This is a genomic window from Agathobaculum massiliense (assembly GCF_900291975.1).
Taxonomy (GTDB): Bacteria; Bacillota; Clostridia; order Oscillospirales; family Butyricicoccaceae; genus Agathobaculum; species Agathobaculum ammoniilyticum.
This window is the reverse complement of the sequence record NZ_OMPN01000001.1, coordinates 445,734-464,550: the sequence shown is the minus strand read 5'-3', so window position 1 is coordinate 464,550 and position 18,817 is coordinate 445,734. Positions and strand designations below refer to the sequence as shown.

Sequence of the window (18,817 nt, the reverse complement as noted above, 5' to 3'; positions counted from 1 at the left end):
AAGACAATGGCAAACATGCAGAAGGCAATCGTTTACAAGGGGCCGGGCCAATTCGCCTATGAGGACCGCCCTATTCCCGAGATCAAGAACCGGAACGATGTCAAGATCAAAAGTTACGGCTGCGCGGTCTGCGGTACGGACGTGAATATTTTTGCCACGCCCCAGAAGCATCCGTGCAAGCAGGATATTATTTTCGGCCATGAGTTCTGCGGCGAGGTCGCGGAGGTGGGCGAAGGCGTCACCGACCTCAAGCCGGGCGATAAGGTGGTCATCGACCCACACGGCCCCTGCGGCGAGTGCGACAACTGCCTGGCCGGTCTGCCCGAAGCCTGCCAGCACGTCAGCTCACGCGGCGTGTTCGCGGATGGCGGCCTGACCAATTACGTCGTACTGCCCAAGCAGTACTGCTATAAGGTAGCGCCGGAAACCAAGCCTGAGCTGATGGGCGTGGCCGAGCCGCTCGCGGGCTGCGGCTGCGCGCTGGAAAAGCTGAACGTGCATGTGGGCGATACCGCATGCGTACTGGGCGCCGGCCCGATCGGCCTGATGTTCATCGCGCTGCTCAAGGCGAACGGCTGCCGCAAGATCATCGTTTCCGAGCCGATCGAACACCGCCGCAAGCTGGCGCTGGAGGTCGGCGCGACCCGCGTGGTCAATCCAGATACCGAGAACCTGCAGCAGATTGTCAAGGAGGAAACCGGCGGTCTGGGCGTGGACCACTGTGTAGAGGCGGTGGCCGCGATGCTGGTGGACTGCGTCTATCTGGTGCGGCCGCACGGCAAGGTGCTGCAGTTCGGACACGATGAGCTGGCCCGCCCGGAATTTCCGGTCGCCGAGCTGCTCAAGAACGAGATCGAGGTTTACGGCGGCTATCTGGGCAAGTATTATATGCGCAAGGTCGCGCAGATCATAGAATCCGGCATTCTGCCGCTCGATAAGATCGTGACCGATGTGATACCGGCCTCCCGTTATCAGGAGGCGCTCGACCTGGCGGCGAGCCGCCAGTGCGGCAAGGTATTCGTTTCCATGGACCTGTGAGAAAGGACAGCGCGGAATGGTAGATAAAAAAGAGGTATTGCGCCTGACCGAGCTGGCATACCAGGCGCGCCGCGACCTGTGCAAACTGTGCGGGGCGTACAGCGGCAACATCCATATGGGCGGCGACATGTCCATGCTCGATGTGCTGACCTGCCTGTTCCACCGCACGATGAACGTCTCTCCCGAACGGGAGCAGGACCCCGCCCGCGACCGCTTCATTCTCAGCAAGGGACACGGCGCGGTCGGCATGTACATCGTGATGGCGCAAAAGGGGTTTTTTGATTACCAGGAGATCTGCGAGACCTACGGCCAGGTGGGCAGCAAGTTCGGACAACATCCCTGCAAGACCCGACTGCCGATGCTGGACGCCTCCACTGGTTCGCTCGGCCACGGCCTGCCGCTCAGCGTCGGCCTAGCGGCCTCGTCCCGCCAGAAGGGGCGCCGGAACCGCGTGTTTTGCCTGATGGGTGACGGCGAGACCTGTGAAGGCTCAGTGTGGGAGGCTGCGATGGCGGGCCACGCGCTTGGCCTGGGCAATCTGGTGGCGGTCGTGGACCGCAACAGGCAGCTCATGACCAGCTTTTCCGAGGATTCGATTAAGCTCGCCCCCTATGCGGATAAATGGCGCGCGTTCGGCTGGAACGTGATCGAGATTGCGGATGGCAACGACATGCAGCAGGTGGCCGACGCGCTCGAGCGCCTGCCGGAAAGCAGCAGCGGCGTGCCGACCGCGGTTATCGCGGACACGGTCAAGGGCAAGAATATTTCCTTTATGGAACGGGAGATCAAATGGCATGCGGGCAGCATGAACGATGCGGATCTGCAGACCGCGCTGGCCGACCTGGACGCGGCGCTGGACCGGCAGAGAAAGGAGTTATAAATGAAGCAGTCATATACTCTGGATGAATATAACTCCGCGCGTTCTGTGGTGGGCGACACGATAGCGGAGCTTGGCGGAAAGGATAGCCGCGTCTGGCTGCTCACGCCGGATATCGGCTTCGGCTGCAAGGAGTTTCATGAGAAATATCCGGACCGTTTCATCGACACCGGCATCGCGGAGCAGGATGTGGTCGGCGTATCGGCCGGCCTGGCGTATGACGGGAACATCCCGTTCATCATCGGCATGATGCCGTTCATGAGCATGCGCGCGCTCGAACAGGTGCGCACGGATGTATGCTATCCCAACCTGCCGGTGCGCCTCATCGCCAACTATGCGGGACTGACCGGCAACGGCGGCTCCACCCATTATGCGATGGAGGACATGGCGCTGTATTCCTCGCTGGTCAACATGACGGTCTGCGCGGCATCCGATCCGGTGCAGCTGCGCCAAATCATCGAGAAAAGCCTGTATTACGAAGGCCCGCTTTCCATCCGCATTGACCCAGGCAAGGAAAACCGCGTGCTGTACACGGCGGAGGACAGGTTTGAGATCGGCAAGGGCCACCTGGCGCGGGACGGAAAGGATATCACCATCATCGCCTGCGGCGAGATGGTCAGCTATGCGCTGCAGCTGCACGACAAGGCAAAGAAGGCTGGCATCGGTATGCGCGTGATCGATATGTTCACGGTCAAGCCGCTGGACGAAGAGATCGTGCGCAAGGCCGCCGAGGAAACCGGCCGCATCATCGTTTGGGAGGACCACTTGATGAAAAACGGCCTGGCCAGCGCGGTTGCGGACCTGCTGTGCGACAACGGTATCGCACTCAAATCGTTCAAGCGCTTCGGCATCCCGCAGGTGTACCCGGGCTTTGGCAGCGCGGAGGACCTGTATCACCTGTACGGCTATGACCCGGAAGCCGTTTGGGAATATGTGAGCAAGCTGTTAGGATAAATGCGGTGCTTCGGTCGGCCCGCCCTGCGTGGCGGAGCGGCCGGAACGCGCAGAGGAGGACATAAGATGAGCGTTTATATGTGGAACACCTTTTGCCCCACGCTGTTCGGGACGGGCGCTTCCGGGGAGACAGGGGAGCGTGCAAAGGCGCTCGGCATGCATCGGGTAATGGTCTGCACCGAACAGGCGCTGTGCGAATTCGGTGTGGTAACGCCGGTCATCGATGCGCTGAAAGACGCCGGCCTGGAGGTGTTCGTGTTCGACCGGTGCCGTGCGGACGCACCGAGCGATATCTGCGACGCGGGCGCGGTCTATGTGCGGGAGCACGCGATCGACGGCGTTGTGGCGGTCGGCGGCGGCAGCACGCTGGACACCGCAAAGGCGGTCGGCATCGTCATCAGCCAGAATGGTACGACCATCCGCGACTACTATGGGATAGAGGAGGCGGAGCATACCCTCAAGCTGATCACGCTGAGCACGACCTCGGGTACGGGCAGCGAATTGTCGCAGTGGGCGGTCATCGGCGATGTGGAAACCGGCGCCAAGGAAATGCCGGTGTATAAGCCGGATCTGGCAATCGTCGATCCGGCGCTGACCTACTCCGTGCCTGCGGGTGTGACCGCCGCGACCGGCATGGATGTGCTGGCGCACTGCGTGGAGGCGATCACGAACCGGAATTACAACCCGTATGGCTATATTTTCGGCAAGGAGGGCATTCGGCTGACGCTGCAGTGGCTTCCGGTCGCCGTAAAAGAGCCGAAGAATGCGCAGGCGCGAGAGGCGATGTCCCTGGCCGCGAGCCTGGGCGGCATGGCGATCTCCGCCTGCGGCTGCCAGATCGGACACAGCTTCAGCCAGACGTTCGGCGCGCGCCATCATGTGCCGCACGGATTGGGCTGCGCGTGGGGGTTGCCGGGCGTCATGGTCTATACCGCCAAATATGGTGAGCGCAGGAATCTGGAGGAAGTCGCCGAGGCAATGGGGGTCGCCTGCACTGCGGAAACCGGAACCATGGAGCTTGCGGAGACGCTGGCGCAGCGCGTGGTTGGGCTGATGAAAGAACTACAGATCAAATCGCTGCGCGAATCCGGCTTCTTGCTGGAGGACTGCCTGGCTTCCGCGGAGCAGTTCGCGCATGACGGGGCGTTCGGCAACGCACCCGGCGCGCCCAGTATGGAGGAGATCAGGGAATACATCTCCTATACCTATGCGGCGTATTGATGGAAAACGGCGGGCGGCCGGCGCAGAGGGCGCAGCCGCCTTGCGACCGTGAAATAGCGGCCGCTTCTCTCTCTTACAAAAACCGGTGTTTTATTCTTAGAATAAAACACCGGTTTTGTGTTGGGTTGGAAAGGGTGGCGGGGTCAGTTCCCTGTGGGACAGTGCCAGATGTGCGCGTTGGCATCCGGTTCGGTCAGCCAGAGATGCGCAGTGTCGTCGATGCGGGTCTTGTCCCACGGGTTGCCGGGCAGGTGCCGGATTCCCCAGGCATAGCAGCAGGTATAGCCGGGGGCGGTGACCTGCGGGTGCATCCCTTTTGTAATCAGAGCCAGGCCGTTGTGGTGGGTCTCATATAACTCCCCGTCGCCCCAGCCCGCGCCAAAGCCGCTGGGGTGATCGAAACGGTAAAAATATACCTCGGGCTGGGGGTGGTGATGCGGTGGGTAGGAGGACCATTTGCCCGGCAGGTTGACGACCTCGCCCAAAACCATGTTGGAATACGGCGCGTTATCCAGATCGAAGCAGGTACGGACATCGCGCTTAGTGCAGCCCATCAGCTCGCCCTGGTCGCCGCGCGGCCAAGTGTCGGTATCCTCCGGCCCGTACATGCGGCAGGGGAAAACCGTGTCGTTCTCTGTTTTTTGAATGTAAATATGGCAGGCTCCATGAGCGGTGATCCGGACTTCGACGCCCTTGCAGACGTGCAGGCAGGATGGGTTGTAATCAAGCGGGTTGGGACGGTCCACGTCGCGGGCCTGCCCTTCCCATTCCAGCGTGCAGCGTCCGTCGAACACCAGCGCGGCCATCTCCTTGCGGTCCTCCCGCAAAGAGATGGTGTCGCCGGCCTCCATGACAAGAAGCCCGACGTCCATCATGGCTTTTTTTCCGTATCCTTCTTCCAAACGGAGATATTCATTATATCCCCGCTTGACCTGCTTATCCATATACATATGCTGTCCCTCCATGCGGCATCGGTGGTTTTCTGGCCCGTGATTCAATAAAAAATATTTTCTGTCCGCGGATTGTAAAGACCAGTCTGTTATTCTATAATTATAGCAGATAATGCGGAAAATACTTGCAATATATTCTCGGTTAATAACATGATTTTAAGGAGGGGGATGGATGGAAGCACAAAGTGAAAAGCAGAAAGAGGCCGCTGCCGGCATTCCCCTCCGCATATATCCCGCGCTGGACGGGAGCGAGGCGGACGTGGTTGACCGCGTGCCGTTCCACTGGCATACGGAAAGCGAGATCGTCATTGTCGATGCGGGGACGGTTTCGCTTGTCATAGCCGACCGTGCATACCAGGGAACGCGCGGAGATATTTTTTTCATCGGAAGTGAAGAACTGCATGAAATACGGGCGACGGGGCAGGGGAACCAGTTTCACTCGTTCTTGTTTTCGCTGGAACTGTTGGAGTTTGCCCGCGCCGACGATGCTGAAACCAGCCTGCTGGAACCGCTGGCCGAGGGACATCTGCGCTTCCCCAGGCAAGTACGGAAAGGGGAGGCGGGGCAAAAGGCGCTGCACAGGCTGCTGGCCCGTCTCGTTTGTGCCTGCCTTCGGCAAAGCTTGGGTTGGCGGCTGACAGCCAAGGCGGCCCTGCTGGAGATCGTGGCGGTGTGCGCGGACTATTCGTTGATAGAAAAAGTGGACGCGCCCTGCGGCGCGGATGAACGACTGCGGCAGAAAAAAGCGATCGTGGATTATCTGGATGAGCATTTTACGGAGCCGGTCCGGCTTCCGGACGTAGCGGCGGCGTTTGGGCTTTCCCCTCAGTATTTCAGCACATTGTTTCGGGAAAGCTTCGGCCGGACGCTGATGCAGCATGTCAATTTCCTGCGTACCGAAAGGGCGGCGCGCCTGCTGCGGACAAGCAGCCTTCCGGTCATGGAGATTGGGCTGCGCGTCGGTTATGAAAATTTCAGCTATTTTATCAAGCGGTTTCGGGAGGCTTACGGCGTCCCGCCATCGGTCTACCGGAAAAACAACAGGGAATTCGCCGCAACGCCTGTTGGGCGCGCGCATTGAAAAGAATACCGGCGGAAGCGTCCTGCTTCCGCCGGTTGGTTTTTATACGCAAAGCGTCAGTTGCCAGCAAACCGCAGCTTGATGTTTTCCTGCTTGCAAAGGCTGACATATTCCTTGGCAGGCTCCCGATCGGTGATGAAGCCGGTCAGATCCTTTAAGTGGCAAAAGGTGACGATGGCCTCGCGCCCGATCTTGGAGGAATCCGCCATGCAGTAGATGCTGTCTGCACGGTGGACGACCGCGCGCTTGATCTCCGCTTCGAGGAAAGTGGTGTTGGTCATGCCGGCGGTCAGGGAAACCCCTGTTGCGCCCATGAACGCCTTGTTGATCCGCATGTTGGAAAGCGCTTCGATCGTGGACAGGCCGACGAACGAATCGGTCGTGGGGCTGTAGATGCCGCCGAGCGAGATGATGTTCAGGTTTTCGTATTTTGCCGCTTCGCTCAACGCACCGAGCGAATGCGTGATAATGGTGATGCGGTTTTTCGCCACCAGATAACGCAGCAGGCAGAGTGTGGTTGTGCCGGAGTCGATAAATATGGTGTCCCCGTCCGCGACCTCCTCAGCGGCCATGCGGCCGATCAGCGACTTGTCCGCCGGATTGAGACTGGAACGGATCGGCGTGGGTACTGCGCCGGAGGGTACCGTGGCGGTAACGCCGCCATATACCTTTGTAATATGCCCGCGCATTTCCAACTCGTTCAGGTCGCGGCGGATCGTGTTCTTGGAAACCTCGAAAACCTCGCACAGCTCGTCAATGCTGACCGTTTCGTGCGAGATGACATACTGCTCTATGGCATTTAAACGGCTGACTTTCATCTTCCTCATTCCCCAATCGCGGGCCATTAAAGGTATGGCAGATTTACTGATATTTAGTTTATCAAAGATTCAGAAAAATGTCCACTGTGCCGCATCATGCCAAAATCGGCATTTTTTGATATGGAAAACAGGGGGTTTATAGCGCGGTAACGGGACCGCGCATACTTGCGAGCTGGAAAAAGTGGTTAAGTTATGGGTAAAAAATTATTTCCTGATGCATAGAATGTGGTTTTGTGTTTGTTGCATTGTGCGCAAGTGCGCGCTGGCATGATTTTTGCAGGAAAAGCAGATAAAACAGGGGGGCCTGCGCGGAAAATACGGAAAAACCAAACAAATCAAAGGGGAATACTGCCTTTGAAGCGTTCGCGCGCCTCGTGAAAATTATCATGCGGTGTAAAAATAAGGGGCAAATTTTTGTTAACAAATGCTTGGATATTGGTTGAAATCTGGTTGGTTTGGTGGTACACTGTAAACGAAAACGGTGTCCGGCAGGACGGCCGTGTTCCGGAATCTGTTCCGCGGAGAGAAAATACTGATATAGAATTAGGCAGGTGTATGCAATGCAGAAAGCAGAAAAAATGCAGGAGCTACGCGTATTTGCAGCGCAGATCCGTCTCGAAACGCTCAAGACGATCGGTTCGCTGGGCTTCGGCCATGTAGGCGGCTCGATGTCGGTTGCGGACGCTCTGGCGGTGCTCTACGGCGGTGTTATGAACATCGACCCGAAGAACCCGCGCTGGGAGGACCGTGACTGGTGCGTCATGTCCAAGGGACATGCCGGACCGGCCATGTATGCCACCCTTGGGCTCAAGGGCTTCTATCCGGTTGAGGAAGCGTATACCCTCAATAAGCCCCACACCAACTTCCCGTCCCACACCGACCGCCAGAAGACCCCCGGCGTCGATCTGACGACCGGCTCGCTCGGCCAGGGCATGTCCACGGCTGTCGGCGCGGCGCTCGGCAACAAAATGGACGGACGCGACAGCCATGTGTTCGTGTTCGTCGGCGATGGCGAGTGCGACGAGGGCCAGGTTTGGGAAGCGGCCCAGTTTGCCGCGCATTATAAGCTCGACCACCTGATCTGCTTTGTCGACTATAACAAGCGCCAGCTTGACGGTGCGTGCGAGGACGTTATGAGCCACGGCAAGGGCATCGGCGCGAAGTTCGACGCGTTCGGCTGGAATGTGATCGATCTGCCGGATGGCAACGACGTGGAGGCGATCTACGACGCGGTGCAGCTGGCATACGATGTAAAGGGCAAGCCCACCTGTATCGTTTTGAACACTGTCAAGGGCAAGGGCGCGACGTTTGCAGAGCCGTCCGGCGCGCATTCTTCGCAGCCGACTCCCGAGCAGTGGGACGAAGCGATTAAGGCCTCTGAAGCGGCGTATGCCGCTGTCAAGGCACAGTAAGGGAGGGGATGCAAATGAGCTTTACTTTGATTGGCAAGCACGAGAAGGATTCCCGTGCAATGCGTGACGCATATGTCACTGCGGTACATGACCTGATGGCAAAGGGCGAGCCTGTCGTACATATTGACTGCGACCTTGAGGGCTGCAGCAACGTGGGCAAGCTGGCCAAGGAATTTCCGAACAATGTATACAATGCCGGTATCGCGGAAGCGAACGCAATGGGTATCGCCGCGGGCCTGACCGCCACCGGCAAGACCGTGTTCATGCACTCGTTCGGTCCGTTCGCGTCCCGCCGCGCGTTTGATCAGGCGTTTATGTCCGCGGCCTACGCCGGCCTGCCGGTGCATGTGATCGGCTCAGACCCGGGCGTCTGCGCGGCGTTCAACGGCGGCACCCATATGCCGTTTGAGGATATGGCGCTGTATCTGTCCGTGCCGGACGCGGTCGTTATCGACCCGACCGACTACGCGATGCTCAACTGCCTGACCGGCAAGCTGGCGGCGTCGGGCAAGTTCTCCTACACCCGTCTGGTCCGTAAGGGCTTCACCACAGTGTATGCGGACGGTTCGGACTTTGAGATCGGCAAGGGCATTGAGCTGCGCGACGGTAAGGATGTTGCAATCATCGCCTCTGGTATCCTGGTGGATGAGGCGCTCAAGGCGGAGGAAGCGCTCAAGGCTGAGGGGATCTCCGCAAAGGTTGTGGATATGTTCACCTGGAAGCCGCTGGATGAAGAGCTGGTTAAGAAGTGCGCTGCGGAGTGCGGCTGTATCGTCACCGCAGAGAACCATCAGGTCGGCTGTGGCTTGGGCAGCGTCGTAGCGAACTGCCTGGTCAAGAACGCGCCCGTACCGATGGAAATGGTGGGTGTGCAGGACCGCTTCGGCCAGGTTGGTCCGGAGGATTTTCTGCGCAAGGAGTACAACCTCACTGCCGACGATATCGTGGCGGCGGCGAAAAAAGCGATCTCCCGCAAGTAAGGCATTCCATAATGGAAAAAGCGGCAGCTTTGGCTGCCGCTTTTTATATAGCGCTATCGGTCGCTTAACCCAACGAGGTAATCAAGCGAAACCCCATAATATTGCGCTAAGCGGATCAATAAATGCACCGGTATTTCACGTTTACCAGTTTCGTAATTACTATAAGTGCGTTGGTCGATTTTCAGATATTCTGCAAGTTGAATCTGACTGGTGTCAGAATCCTCGCGCATATGCCGTAAACGCGGATAATGATACATAGCATTCACCTCATATAATATAGTTTACCTATACTTTCAATAAATATGTTGATTTTACTATCGTTTGATAGTAAAATTGAAATGAGGTGATTTGAATGGAAAAGAAATGCAAAACCTGTAAGCATTACCGGCCGCACTATGTAAAAATAAAGGGCTGCGGATTTCGCCGGACCCGTGGCGGCCACTGCACCTATCCGCGCGGTAAACTGCGCTATGAGGACAAAGCCGCCTGCGCGAATTACCAGCCGGCTCAAACGGAGCAATAAAAACGCGGGAAAAACAGCAAGTCCCCCTTTACGAAAGCAGGCCCGACTCCTATAATAAGGGTATATCAGAGAGAAAGAGGTAGGGTTGATGGCGCAGCAGTTGGACAGCCCGCTTGGGACTGCACCAGAGGGGAAGCTGGTGCTGCAGCTCGCCATTCCGGCGATGCTGGCGCAGTTCGTCAATATTTTGTACAGCGTGGTCGACCGGATGTACGTCGGCCATATTGCGGAGGTCGGCGCGGAGGCGCTGGCGGGCGTAGGCGTCTGCGCGCCGGTTGTGACGATGATTACGGCGTTTGCCGCGCTGGTGGGCTTTGGCGGCGGGCCGCTTATGAGCATCCGTATGGGGCGGCAGGACTTGGAGGGCGCGCGCCAGATCGTTGCCAACAGCTTTTATCTGCTCCTGGCGCTTTCGGTTGTAGTCACAGTGCCGGTGGTGGTGCTGCGCAGGCCGATCCTGTTTGCATTCGGCGCGAGCGAGCAGCTTTGGCCCTATGCGGAGGCGTACTTTACCACCTATGTGCTGGGGACGGTGTTCGCGCTCCTCAGTGTGGGGCTGAACCAGATTGTGATGAGCCAGGGCTTTTCCGGCACGGCGATGCGGTCGGTCATGCTGGGCGCGGCTGTCAATATTGCGCTTGATCCGGTCTGCATCTTCGCGCTGGATATGGGGGTGCGCGGCGCCGCCGTGGCGACCGTGCTTTCGCAGGTCTGCTCGGCCATGTATACGCTGCGGTTCCTGTTCAGCCGCCGCGCGCTGGTGGGCATAACGAACTGTCCGCTGCATTTCGGCTGGATCCGGCGTATTTTTCAGGTCGGCCTGTCGCCGGCGCTGATTATCGCGCTGGATAACGTGCTGCTCATTTCGGTGAACGTGATGCTGCGCAAATACGGCGGCGCGGACAGCGACATGCTGATCGCGTGCGCGGCTATCCTGCAGAGCTTTATGCTGATCATCACCATGCCGCTGGGCGGCATCACAGCGGGTACGCAGTCTATTCTGGGCTATAACTACGGCGCGGGGGATACCCGCCGCGTCATGCGCGCGGAGAAGCGCATCGTATTGCTGTGCTTCATTTTTACCGCTGTTATGTTTGTGATTGCGCAGACCATGGCCACGCCTTTTGTCCGTATCTTTACCACGGATCCGGTACATATCGAGCAGGCGGCCTGGATGATACGCACCTATACGCTGGGGGTACTCGGCCTGGCGATCCAGTACCCCTTTGTAGACGGCATGACCGGCATGGGGCTGGTACGCTGGGGGTTGACGTTCTCCCTGCTCCGCAAGGGTATCTTTTTCGCCGGCGTGTATCTCCTGCCCGCGCTATTTTCCGCAACGACGCTGCTGTATGCCGAGCCGATATCGGATATCCTGTCCGCAACGGTTTCGGGCGCGGCGTTTATCCTGCTGTTTCCACGGCTGATGCGCAGGCGGGAGGCAGAGAACTGACGGCTTTTTCCATTCTGCCCCTATGCAGCACGGGTTTTTTGTTGTAAAATAGCGATAGAAAAAAACAGGCGCAAAAAAGCTATGGAGGAAAGCGATATGGATTTGAAAGAACGCGCGCTCAAGGCGCATGAGCAGTGGGGCGGCAAGATCGAGGTCGTTGCTCGGTGTGAGGTAAACAGCAAGGAGGACCTTTCGGTCGCCTATACGCCGGGCGTGGCCGAGCCGTGCCTTAAAATTAAGGATGACCCGTCGCTGAGCTATACTTATACCCGCCGGCATAACCTGGTTGCGGTTATTACGGACGGCACAGCGGTACTCGGCTTGGGCGATATCGGCCCTGTCGCCGGCATGCCGGTGATGGAGGGCAAATGCGCGCTGTTCAAGGCGTTTGCGGATGTGGACGCGTTCCCACTGTGCGTGGCCTCCAAGGATGTGGACGAGATCGTACGCACCATCCAGCTTATTTCGGGTTCGTTCGGCGGCATTAATCTGGAGGATATCGCCGCGCCGCGCTGCTTTGAGATCGAGCGAAAGCTCAAGGAGGTTTGCGACATTCCGGTATTCCATGACGATCAGCATGGAACGGCGGTGTGCTGCGGCGCGGCGCTGATTAACGCCTGCCGGCTGACCGGCCGCAGGGTGGAGGATATCCGGATGGTGGTCAATGGCTGCGGCGCGGCCGCGATCGCGGTGACAAAGTTCCTGATGTTCCTCGGCGTGCAGCATATCACGATGGTGGAGCGCTTTGGCATCGTCTGCGAAGGGGACGAGCGTCTCAATCCCGCGCAGGCGGAGATGGCAAAGCTGACCAACCGCGCGCACTTGACCGGCGCGCTCGCGGACGCAGTCAAGGGCGCGGATGTGTTCTTCGGCATGTCGGCACCGCAGGTGTTGACTGCGGAAATGGTTTCCACCATGTCGGCGAAGCCGATGGTGTTTGCCATGGCCAATCCGGTACCTGAGATCTGGCCGGAGGACGCCAAAAAGGGCGGCGCGGCGGTGGTCGGCACCGGACGGTCGGACTACCCGAACCAGATCAATAATGTGCTTGCATTCCCAGGCATTTTCCGCGGGGCGCTCGATGTGCGCGCCAGAGATATCAATGAGGAGATGAAGCTCGCGGCGGCAAGGGCGATCGCGTACTGCGTGTCCGATGAGGAGCTGACCGCGGAATACATCATGCCCATGGCGTTTGACCATAAGGTGATACGGGCGGTCGCGGACGCGGTCGCGCAGGCGGCGCGCGATTCGGGCGTGGCCCGTATCTGAACGGCGTAATCACGCGTGGAAAGAGCGGGACGCAGGCGGCTGGAACGCTTGGAAAAGCAGGAAAAACGCGCGGCGGCACGGTATGAAAAAGCAAAGCCGTCTGTTTTTGCCACCGTACAGGACAAGATACCGGACGGCCTGCGCGGCAAGCTGGAACTGGCGTTCTGCAAGGGGTTCCGGCTGGTGTTTGAAAAGGGGGAAGGGCTGATCGGCAAAACTTATGACGCCGACCAGCTCTGCGGACGCTATGAGCAGTATGCCGCCGCAGTGCGGACGAAAGCGACAGGGGCGCGGCTGCGCCGTTTGCGCCGCGGCGCGCGGTCGGCTGTGCGGGGCGGTACGGGCGTCGCTCTGGCGGAGGGCGCGGCGCTGGGCGTGCTGGGGATCGGCCTGCCGGATATCCCCTTGTTCCTCGGCGGTCTGCTGCGCGGGCTTTACCGTATCGCGCTTAGCTATGGCTTTGATTGTCACAGCGACAGGGAGCGCCGCTACCTGCTCCTGTTGGTCGCGGCTTCGCTCAGCAAGGGAGAGGAGCGCGAGCGGTTTGCGGCGTCCGCGGAGGCGGTGGCGGCTGGCGGCGCCTTACCCTCTTTGGAGGAATGTATGGACGCGGCGGCCGGACGGCTTGCGGAGGAGATGCTCACGGCAAAGTTCGTGCAGGGGCTGCCGCTGGTCGGCCTGGCGGGCGGTTTGCGGAATGTTCCGGTCTACCGGCGCGTCACGGCCTGTGCTGCACGGGCATACGAGCGGCGCTGGCTGCTCGAACAGGAGAACAGGGAAAAATAAGCGGACGCACCCCAGTTTGGCTGGGGTGCGTTTTCCTATGCGACCGTGCGCAGATAGGCGCGTATCGTGATCTGGTAGCAGATAAGGTAAAACAGCGCGAACACCAGCATGGAAAGCGCGATGCTGCCGTACAGCACCAGCGGCGTGTCGATCGAAATGAGACCCATGAAGGTGGAGAGGAAAGGCGTGGCGAACGCAATGTGCAGCAGGGTCCCGCCCAGCGGCAGCAGGAATACGACGCGAAGCTGCCGGCGGGCTGTGCGCACCGTCATTTCGTCAGACAGGCCGATCGAGCGCAGGATGCGGAAGCGGCCGGCGTCCTCCATGCCCTCGGAAAGTTGCTTGTAGTATAGGACCAGCGAGGTGCAGGCCAAAAAAACCAGTACGAAAAAGACGCCGAGAAAGGCGAGCGTGGTGAACATCATGGTGATGTCCTCCACGGTCACGTTGGTAAAGTTGATGCCGGACTGGCTGTTTGTGATCGTCTGCCCCACGCGGGCGATCACCGCACCCTGTCCGAACAGGACGCAGAGCGAGCAGCAAAGCGTGAACAGGGCGGCGCAGCCGAACAGGCAGATATTAACCAGCCCAGCCGCGTTTTTGCGCAGCCGGTGCTGCAGGCCGGAGACGACAACAAATTCCGAAGCGTCCGTGTAAAAGCGCGGCCCTTTGCGCAGGCGGCGCAAAACCTCGGCGATGACGCCGGTGAACACGCCGTAGGTGCCGAGGATGACTAGCAGCAGTGCCAGCGTGAAGCTGGCCAGCGTGGCGCTTCTTCCGCTGGTCAGGGAGAGAAAATATGCGGCGAACAGACAAGATGAGCCGAGTATGGCGGCCAGCAGGCGGCCGCGCATGGGACGTTCCCCTTGGGTCTGTTCGCGCAGCAGTGAGCAGGGCTGGGTACGTGCGGCCCGCCATACGCCGATCACAACGAGTACGGCGAAGCAGGCGGCGAAAACCTTGACCGTCGCGAGCAGGGGTGGGAAAGAAAGGCCCCAGACAATGCCGGACGGGATGCCGAGCGCAGCCAGCAGGCCGCGAAAGACGAGTGGGCAGACCAGCGCGCCGCCGCCAGCGCCCAGCAGGATGCACAGCGCAAAGCAGAGCGTGTTTTCAATCAGCAGGATTACGGCGATATGGCGGCGGCCCAGCCCGAGAATGGCATACAAGGCCAGCTCGCGGCTGCGGTTTTTGAGCAGGTAGCTGTAAATATAGACCAGAAACGGCAGGAGGACGACCGGCATCAGGAAATACCCCACGCTCATCAGGATTTGGATATTCCCGCCGTTCGGGATGCTCCGCCCGAACGATTCGTTATATACAAAGGCGGCGATCACAAAATACACCATTGCCATGAAAGCGGTTGCAAGCAGGAACGGCAGGTACAGGCGGCGGTTTCCGTACAGGCCGCGCAGGGCGAGGCGGGGGAGCAGCGTGTTACGCAAGACGGACACCTCCCTGCTGCAGCGCGGTCTGACAGGCGGCAAGGCGGGGGTAAAAGTCCGCGCGCGCCAGCCCCTCTCGGCACGCCTCGCCCGCAATCAGGCCGTCGCGCAGGAATAAAACGCGCGAGGCATGGCTCGCCGCGTCCAGACTGTGGGTGACCATGACGGTGGTTTGTCCCTCCGCGTTACATTCGTCCAGCATGCCGAGCAGCTGCGCAGCCGAGCCGGAATCGAGCGCGCCGGTCGGTTCATCCGCAAGGAGCAGGTCGGGGCGTGTGATCAGCGCGCGGGCGGCTGCGGCGCGCTGGCGCTCGCCGCCGGATACCTCGTACGGGAATTTTTCGAGCAGCGGTGTGATGCCCAGCCGTCCGGTCAGAGGAAGCAGGCGGGCTTCCATCTCGCTGCGGGCGGTTCCCGCCAACACAAGCGGGAAAACGATATTTTCCCGAAGAGAAAGCGTGTCCAGCAGGTTGCAGTCCTGGAAAATAAAGCCCAGCCGGTCCCGCCGGAAGGCGGAGAGAGCGCGGCTGGGGATCGCGGCCATATCCTCTCCATTGAGCAGGATCCGCCCATCCGTCGGTCGGTCGAGCGCGGCGAGCAGGGTGAGCAGTGTGGTCTTGCCGCTGCCGCTTTCCCCCATTACGGCAACAAATTCGCCCTGTTCCACTGAGAAGCTGACGCCGCGCAGCGCAGGCACCCTGCGCCCGCCAAAGCGGGTCACATATTCCTTTACCAAACCATCCACCGTAAGCAGCATAAAAAAACCTCCATATCAATGTATTAAATTAATGATACAATAATACAACGAAAAAACGGGATTGTCAACCACTTTTTCGGAACGGGGGAGGAGCAAAAAGTCGGGGCGCCGCCCGAAAGTGGGGGAGCGGCCGCACCGCTCGCGGTTTCGATTGAAAATCGCTAAAACCCTTTGCAAAATGAGCCGTGATAGGGTAGAATAGAAAACAGGAAAATGAAGCAAGAGGAGTGTGGAATATGGAAGCACACAAATATAAACGCGTACTGATCAAAATCAGCGGCGAAGCCCTTGCGGGTGACAAGCATTTCGGGCTGAATTTTGATGTGATCGGACCGGTGTGCGATGTGATCAAGAAGTGCAACGAGCAGGGTTGCGAGATCGGCGTTGTAGTAGGCGGCGGCAACTTCTGGCGCGGCGTCAAGGACGGCGGCGGCAAGATGGAGCGCACCCGCGCCGACCATATGGGGATGCTGGCCACCACAATCAACGCCCTTGCGCTGGCGGACGCGCTCGAGCAGCGCGGCGTGCCGGTGCGCGTGCAGACCGCGATCGAGATGAACCGCATCGCAGAGCCGTACATCCGTCAGCGCGCGACGCGCCACTTGGAAAAAGGCCGCGTGGTCATTTTCGGCTGCGGCACGGGCAACCCATTTTTCTCGACCGACACCGCGGCGGTTCTGCGGGCGGCAGAAATCGGCGCGGAAGTCATCCTGCTGGCCAAAAATGTGGACGGTGTGTATGATTCCGACCCGGCGAAAAACCCGAACGCAAAAAAATATGACCACCTTTCCTACATGGATGTGCTTAATCAGGGCTTGGGCGTAATGGATACCACTGCAACTTCGCTTTCCATGGATAACCACATTCCGATTTTGGTGTTTGCACTTTCCGATCCGGAAAATATTTACCGTGCAGTGTGCGGTGAAAAGATCGGCACGATCGTAGAGGAGGAAAATTAAAATGAAAGCTCAACTGACTGCGTATGAGGAAAAAATGAAGAAAACGCTCGACGTGCTGGCAAAGGAGCTGGCCGCAGTCCGCGCAGGACGGGCCAATCCCGCGGTGCTGGATAAGATCACGGTCGAGTATTACGGCGCGCCGACCCCGCTCAACCAGGTGGCGGCCATCGCGACGCCCGACCCGCGCTCGCTTTCGATCCAGCCCTGGGACGCTTCGGTTCTCAAGGCGATTGAAAAGGCGATCCAGACCTCGGACCTGGGCATCAACCCCCAGAACGATGGCAAGCAGATCCGGCTGAATTTCCCGCCGCTGACAGAGGAGCGCCGTAAGGAGCTGATCAAGGGCGTGTCCAAGACCGGCGAGGAAGCCAAGGTCGCGCTGCGCAATATCCGGCGCGACGCGATTGAAAAGTTCAAGGCAGCGCAGAAAAAGAGCGAGATGACCGAGGACGAGCTGCACGAGGGCGAGGAGAAAATGCAGAAGCTGACCGATAAGTACGTCAAGGAGATCGACGGTATGGTCGCGAAGAAGTCCAAGGAGCTGGCGGAAGTGTAATGTCTCGAAAGAGGACCATCCTGCCCTGGAAAGCTGAAAATAACGTGGGGGCGGCGGGAGCGCCGCCCCTTTGCATGGGGGAAGTATAGTTGGGCCTGTTTACACGGAAAAGGAAAAGAGCGCCCGTGCCGGCGGACCGGCCGGTACCGCGCCATATCGCGGTCATTATGGATGGAAATGGGCGCTGGGCGAAAAAACGCGGCCTGCCGCGTCAGGCGGGGCATAAGGTCGGCGCGGAAACCTTTCGCACGATCGCGACCTACTGCAAGGATATCGGCGTGCAGTATTTCACGGTGTATGCGTTTTCCACCGAGAACTGGAAGCGCCCGCAGGAGGAGGTGGACGCGCTGATGAACCTGTTCCGCACCTATCTGAAAGAGGCGGCGGAAACCATGTTCCAGCGCGGCGTGGCCGTGCGTGTGCTCGGCGACCTGTCGCCGCTGCCGGAGGATATCCGCGCGCAGATACGGGAGGTGGACGGGATCGCCGACCGGCTGGGACCGGATGCCGCGACCGCCTCCCTGTGCATCAACTACGGCGGACGGGATGAAATCAAAAACGCGGTCCGCGCGATCGCGCGGGAGGTTCAGGCCGGCGCGCTGGCGCCGGGGGATATCACCGAGCAGACGATCGGCGCACATCTGTACACCGCCCATATGCCGGATCCGGATCTGATCATCCGGCCGTCGGGCGAGGTCAGGACCTCGAATTTCCTGCTGTGGCAATCCGCCTATTCGGAATATTATTTTACGGATGTGCTGTGGCCGGATTTCAAAACAGCGGATATGGATGCGGCGATCAACGCATTTAACAAGAGAAACCGCCGCTTCGGCGGGGTATAAACCGAAAGTTCGGGGTGCAAGGATATGAAAGCAAGAGTGTTGTTCGGCGTGATCGGCTTTGTTTTTGTGCTGCTCGCGCTGTATGTGTTCCCGCCTGTTGTGCTGGAAGCGGCGCTTGCCGCGCTTTGCGTGCTGGCAACGTATGAGGTGCTTGGTTCGACTAAGCTGGTGCATAACCGGCTGGAGCTGATCTTATGCGGCTTGGTGTCGCTGCTACTCGCAGCGGGGCATTCGTCATTGGCCCCGTTTTCCCTGGACTGGACGCTGCGTGGTCTGGCGTTCCTGCTGCTGGTTGGCTCGTTCCTGATTTTGCTGCGCTTTCACGACAGCATGAACGCCTCGCAGGTGCCGTGGGCCTTTTTCGGCGCGTTGCTGGTACCCTACCTGCTGCTCAGCCTGCTGCGCATCTTCCAGATGGAGGAGCATAGCGGCCCGTTCATCGTGCTGCTGCCGCTGCTCGCCGCGTGGGGCGCGGATACCTGCGCGCTGTTTTCCGGCATGCTTTTCGGCAAGCACAGGCTCGCGCCGGTCGTCAGCCCTAAAAAAACGGTTGAGGGCGCGATCGGCGGCGTGATAGGCGGCGCGGTTCTGGTAATGCTTGCGGCGCTGCTGATGAATGTCCTGCTCGATCTGGATATGCCGGTCTGGGCGGCGGCTGTGCTTGGCGGTCTGGGCGCGGTGCTGGGCGAGATCGGGGACCTTTCCTTCTCGGTCATCAAACGGCAGACCGGTATCAAGGATTACGGCCATATCTTCCCAGGGCATGGCGGGGTACTCGACCGGTTCGACAGCGTGCTGTTTGTCGCGCCGATGGCGGAGATGCTGTTCCGGCTGATCTGGTAAGTGCAGGACCGAAAGATGCCAAAGCGCCGCATCAGGGGCGCGTACAGGAGACT

The 18,817-nt window shown here is 59.4% G+C and carries 20 protein-coding genes; 15 read left to right on the top strand and 5 right to left on the bottom strand.

The window, feature by feature from the left end:
- Positions 1-6 precede the first annotated feature (6 nt).
- From DBQ51_RS02315 to DBQ51_RS02300, 4 genes are all read left to right on the top strand, one after another.
- On the top strand, positions 7-1,038 hold the full coding sequence (locus DBQ51_RS02315; RefSeq protein WP_054326176.1) for a zinc-dependent alcohol dehydrogenase: 1,032 nt from the start codon (positions 7-9) through the stop codon (positions 1,036-1,038).
- Between the two features lie 16 nt (positions 1,039-1,054).
- Positions 1,055-1,918: a transketolase gene (locus tag DBQ51_RS02310; RefSeq protein WP_107630653.1), complete on the top strand. Its 864-nt coding sequence runs from the start codon at positions 1,055-1,057 to the stop codon at positions 1,916-1,918.
- Entirely contained in the window at positions 1,919-2,869 is a 951-nt protein-coding gene (locus DBQ51_RS02305) for a transketolase family protein (RefSeq protein WP_107630652.1), read from the top strand.
- Between the two features lie 66 nt (positions 2,870-2,935).
- Complete coding sequence (locus DBQ51_RS02300) at positions 2,936-4,090, top strand: iron-containing alcohol dehydrogenase (RefSeq protein WP_159068036.1); 1,155 nt, start codon at positions 2,936-2,938, stop codon at positions 4,088-4,090.
- Between the two features lie 143 nt (positions 4,091-4,233).
- Here the strand turns inward: DBQ51_RS02300 and DBQ51_RS02295 are convergent, their stop codons facing one another.
- Positions 4,234-5,040 (bottom strand): 5-deoxy-glucuronate isomerase, encoded by an 807-nt coding sequence (locus tag DBQ51_RS02295; protein WP_054326181.1) that lies wholly within the window; start codon positions 5,038-5,040, stop codon positions 4,234-4,236.
- 172 nt (positions 5,041-5,212) lie between these two features.
- On the opposite strand from DBQ51_RS02295, the gene DBQ51_RS02290 reads away from it, so the two are divergent.
- Complete coding sequence (locus DBQ51_RS02290; RefSeq protein WP_107630650.1) at positions 5,213-6,121, top strand: helix-turn-helix transcriptional regulator; 909 nt, start codon at positions 5,213-5,215, stop codon at positions 6,119-6,121.
- A 56-nt stretch (positions 6,122-6,177) separates the two neighbouring features.
- On the opposite strand, the gene DBQ51_RS02285 is transcribed toward DBQ51_RS02290, so the two are convergent.
- A complete protein-coding gene (locus tag DBQ51_RS02285) occupies positions 6,178-6,939 on the bottom strand; it encodes a DeoR/GlpR family DNA-binding transcription regulator (protein ID WP_054326183.1) in 762 nt (253 codons plus the stop codon).
- Between the two features lie 560 nt (positions 6,940-7,499).
- Between DBQ51_RS02285 and DBQ51_RS02280 the strand changes: the two genes are divergently transcribed.
- On the top strand, positions 7,500-8,351 hold the full coding sequence (locus DBQ51_RS02280) for a transketolase (protein WP_054326184.1): 852 nt from the start codon (positions 7,500-7,502) through the stop codon (positions 8,349-8,351).
- Positions 8,352-8,365: 14 nt separating this feature from the next.
- Positions 8,366-9,331: a transketolase family protein gene (locus DBQ51_RS02275; RefSeq protein WP_054326185.1), complete on the top strand. Its 966-nt coding sequence runs from the start codon at positions 8,366-8,368 to the stop codon at positions 9,329-9,331.
- 53 nt (positions 9,332-9,384) lie between these two features.
- Here DBQ51_RS02275 and DBQ51_RS02270 read toward each other — a convergent pair whose 3' ends face one another.
- Entirely contained in the window at positions 9,385-9,561 is a 177-nt protein-coding gene (locus DBQ51_RS02270; protein ID WP_307718896.1) for a helix-turn-helix domain-containing protein, read from the bottom strand.
- Between the two features lie 122 nt (positions 9,562-9,683).
- Here DBQ51_RS02270 and DBQ51_RS16395 point away from each other — a divergent pair, with 122 nt between their 5' ends.
- The 4 genes from DBQ51_RS16395 (at position 9,684) to DBQ51_RS02255 (ending at position 13,362) form a co-directional block, all read left to right on the top strand.
- On the top strand, positions 9,684-9,854 hold the full coding sequence (locus DBQ51_RS16395; protein WP_153802370.1) for a hypothetical protein: 171 nt from the start codon (positions 9,684-9,686) through the stop codon (positions 9,852-9,854).
- 88 nt (positions 9,855-9,942) lie between these two features.
- Entirely contained in the window at positions 9,943-11,307 is a 1,365-nt protein-coding gene (locus DBQ51_RS02265; RefSeq protein WP_107630649.1) for an MATE family efflux transporter, read from the top strand.
- A gap of 96 nt (positions 11,308-11,403) precedes the next feature.
- On the top strand, positions 11,404-12,576 hold the full coding sequence (locus DBQ51_RS02260) for an NAD(P)-dependent malic enzyme (protein ID WP_107632114.1): 1,173 nt from the start codon (positions 11,404-11,406) through the stop codon (positions 12,574-12,576).
- A 15-nt stretch (positions 12,577-12,591) separates the two neighbouring features.
- Positions 12,592-13,362: an EcsC family protein gene (locus DBQ51_RS02255; RefSeq protein ID WP_082396734.1), complete on the top strand. Its 771-nt coding sequence runs from the start codon at positions 12,592-12,594 to the stop codon at positions 13,360-13,362.
- A gap of 35 nt (positions 13,363-13,397) precedes the next feature.
- On the opposite strand, the gene DBQ51_RS02250 is transcribed toward DBQ51_RS02255, so the two are convergent.
- Positions 13,398-14,807 carry an FtsX-like permease family protein gene (locus tag DBQ51_RS02250; RefSeq protein WP_107630648.1) on the bottom strand — a complete coding sequence of 470 codons (1,410 nt, stop codon included), beginning with the start codon at positions 14,805-14,807 and terminating at the stop codon, positions 13,398-13,400.
- Positions 14,800-15,564 (bottom strand): ABC transporter ATP-binding protein, encoded by a 765-nt coding sequence (locus DBQ51_RS02245; RefSeq protein ID WP_054326190.1) that lies wholly within the window; start codon positions 15,562-15,564, stop codon positions 14,800-14,802. Before DBQ51_RS02245 ends, DBQ51_RS02250 begins: the two co-directional genes overlap by 8 nt.
- Before the next feature lie 236 nt (positions 15,565-15,800).
- On the opposite strand from DBQ51_RS02245, the gene pyrH reads away from it, so the two are divergent.
- From pyrH to DBQ51_RS02225, 4 genes are all read left to right on the top strand, one after another.
- Positions 15,801-16,523 carry a UMP kinase gene (gene pyrH, locus DBQ51_RS02240; RefSeq protein WP_107630647.1) on the top strand — a complete coding sequence of 241 codons (723 nt, stop codon included), beginning with the start codon at positions 15,801-15,803 and terminating at the stop codon, positions 16,521-16,523.
- A 1-nt stretch (position 16,524) separates the two neighbouring features.
- Complete coding sequence (frr, locus tag DBQ51_RS02235) at positions 16,525-17,079, top strand: ribosome recycling factor (RefSeq protein WP_054326191.1); 555 nt, start codon at positions 16,525-16,527, stop codon at positions 17,077-17,079.
- A gap of 89 nt (positions 17,080-17,168) precedes the next feature.
- Positions 17,169-17,921 carry an isoprenyl transferase gene (locus DBQ51_RS02230; protein WP_082396737.1) on the top strand — a complete coding sequence of 251 codons (753 nt, stop codon included), beginning with the start codon at positions 17,169-17,171 and terminating at the stop codon, positions 17,919-17,921.
- Between the two features lie 24 nt (positions 17,922-17,945).
- On the top strand, positions 17,946-18,764 hold the full coding sequence (locus tag DBQ51_RS02225) for a phosphatidate cytidylyltransferase (RefSeq protein WP_107630646.1): 819 nt from the start codon (positions 17,946-17,948) through the stop codon (positions 18,762-18,764).
- Positions 18,765-18,817: the final 53 nt, after the last annotated feature.

What these genes read in the sequence shown, in the direction of transcription:
- DBQ51_RS02295 (WP_054326181.1), bottom strand. Translation starts at nt 5,040, where the DNA reads ATGTATATGGATAAGCAGGTCAAGCGGGGATATAATGAATATCTCCGT.
- DBQ51_RS02290 (WP_107630650.1), top strand. Translation starts at nt 5,213, where the DNA reads ATGGAAGCACAAAGTGAAAAGCAGAAAGAGGCCGCTGCCGGCATTCCC.
- DBQ51_RS02280 (WP_054326184.1), top strand. Translation starts at nt 7,500, where the DNA reads ATGCAGAAAGCAGAAAAAATGCAGGAGCTACGCGTATTTGCAGCGCAG.
- frr (WP_054326191.1), top strand. Translation starts at nt 16,525, where the DNA reads ATGAAAGCTCAACTGACTGCGTATGAGGAAAAAATGAAGAAAACGCTC.
- DBQ51_RS02300 (WP_159068036.1), top strand. Translation starts at nt 2,936, where the DNA reads ATGAGCGTTTATATGTGGAACACCTTTTGCCCCACGCTGTTCGGGACG.
- DBQ51_RS02285 (WP_054326183.1), bottom strand. Translation starts at nt 6,939, where the DNA reads ATGAAAGTCAGCCGTTTAAATGCCATAGAGCAGTATGTCATCTCGCAC.
- DBQ51_RS02245 (WP_054326190.1), bottom strand. Translation starts at nt 15,564, where the DNA reads ATGCTGCTTACGGTGGATGGTTTGGTAAAGGAATATGTGACCCGCTTT.
- pyrH (WP_107630647.1), top strand. Translation starts at nt 15,801, where the DNA reads ATGGAAGCACACAAATATAAACGCGTACTGATCAAAATCAGCGGCGAA.
- DBQ51_RS02315 (WP_054326176.1), top strand. Translation starts at nt 7, where the DNA reads ATGGCAAACATGCAGAAGGCAATCGTTTACAAGGGGCCGGGCCAATTC.
- DBQ51_RS02275 (WP_054326185.1), top strand. Translation starts at nt 8,366, where the DNA reads ATGAGCTTTACTTTGATTGGCAAGCACGAGAAGGATTCCCGTGCAATG.
- DBQ51_RS02310 (WP_107630653.1), top strand. Translation starts at nt 1,055, where the DNA reads ATGGTAGATAAAAAAGAGGTATTGCGCCTGACCGAGCTGGCATACCAG.
- DBQ51_RS02260 (WP_107632114.1), top strand. Translation starts at nt 11,404, where the DNA reads ATGGATTTGAAAGAACGCGCGCTCAAGGCGCATGAGCAGTGGGGCGGC.
- DBQ51_RS02305 (WP_107630652.1), top strand. Translation starts at nt 1,919, where the DNA reads ATGAAGCAGTCATATACTCTGGATGAATATAACTCCGCGCGTTCTGTG.
- DBQ51_RS02270 (WP_307718896.1), bottom strand. Translation starts at nt 9,561, where the DNA reads ATGCGCGAGGATTCTGACACCAGTCAGATTCAACTTGCAGAATATCTG.
- DBQ51_RS02265 (WP_107630649.1), top strand. Translation starts at nt 9,943, where the DNA reads ATGGCGCAGCAGTTGGACAGCCCGCTTGGGACTGCACCAGAGGGGAAG.
- DBQ51_RS16395 (WP_153802370.1), top strand. Translation starts at nt 9,684, where the DNA reads ATGGAAAAGAAATGCAAAACCTGTAAGCATTACCGGCCGCACTATGTA.
- DBQ51_RS02225 (WP_107630646.1), top strand. Translation starts at nt 17,946, where the DNA reads ATGAAAGCAAGAGTGTTGTTCGGCGTGATCGGCTTTGTTTTTGTGCTG.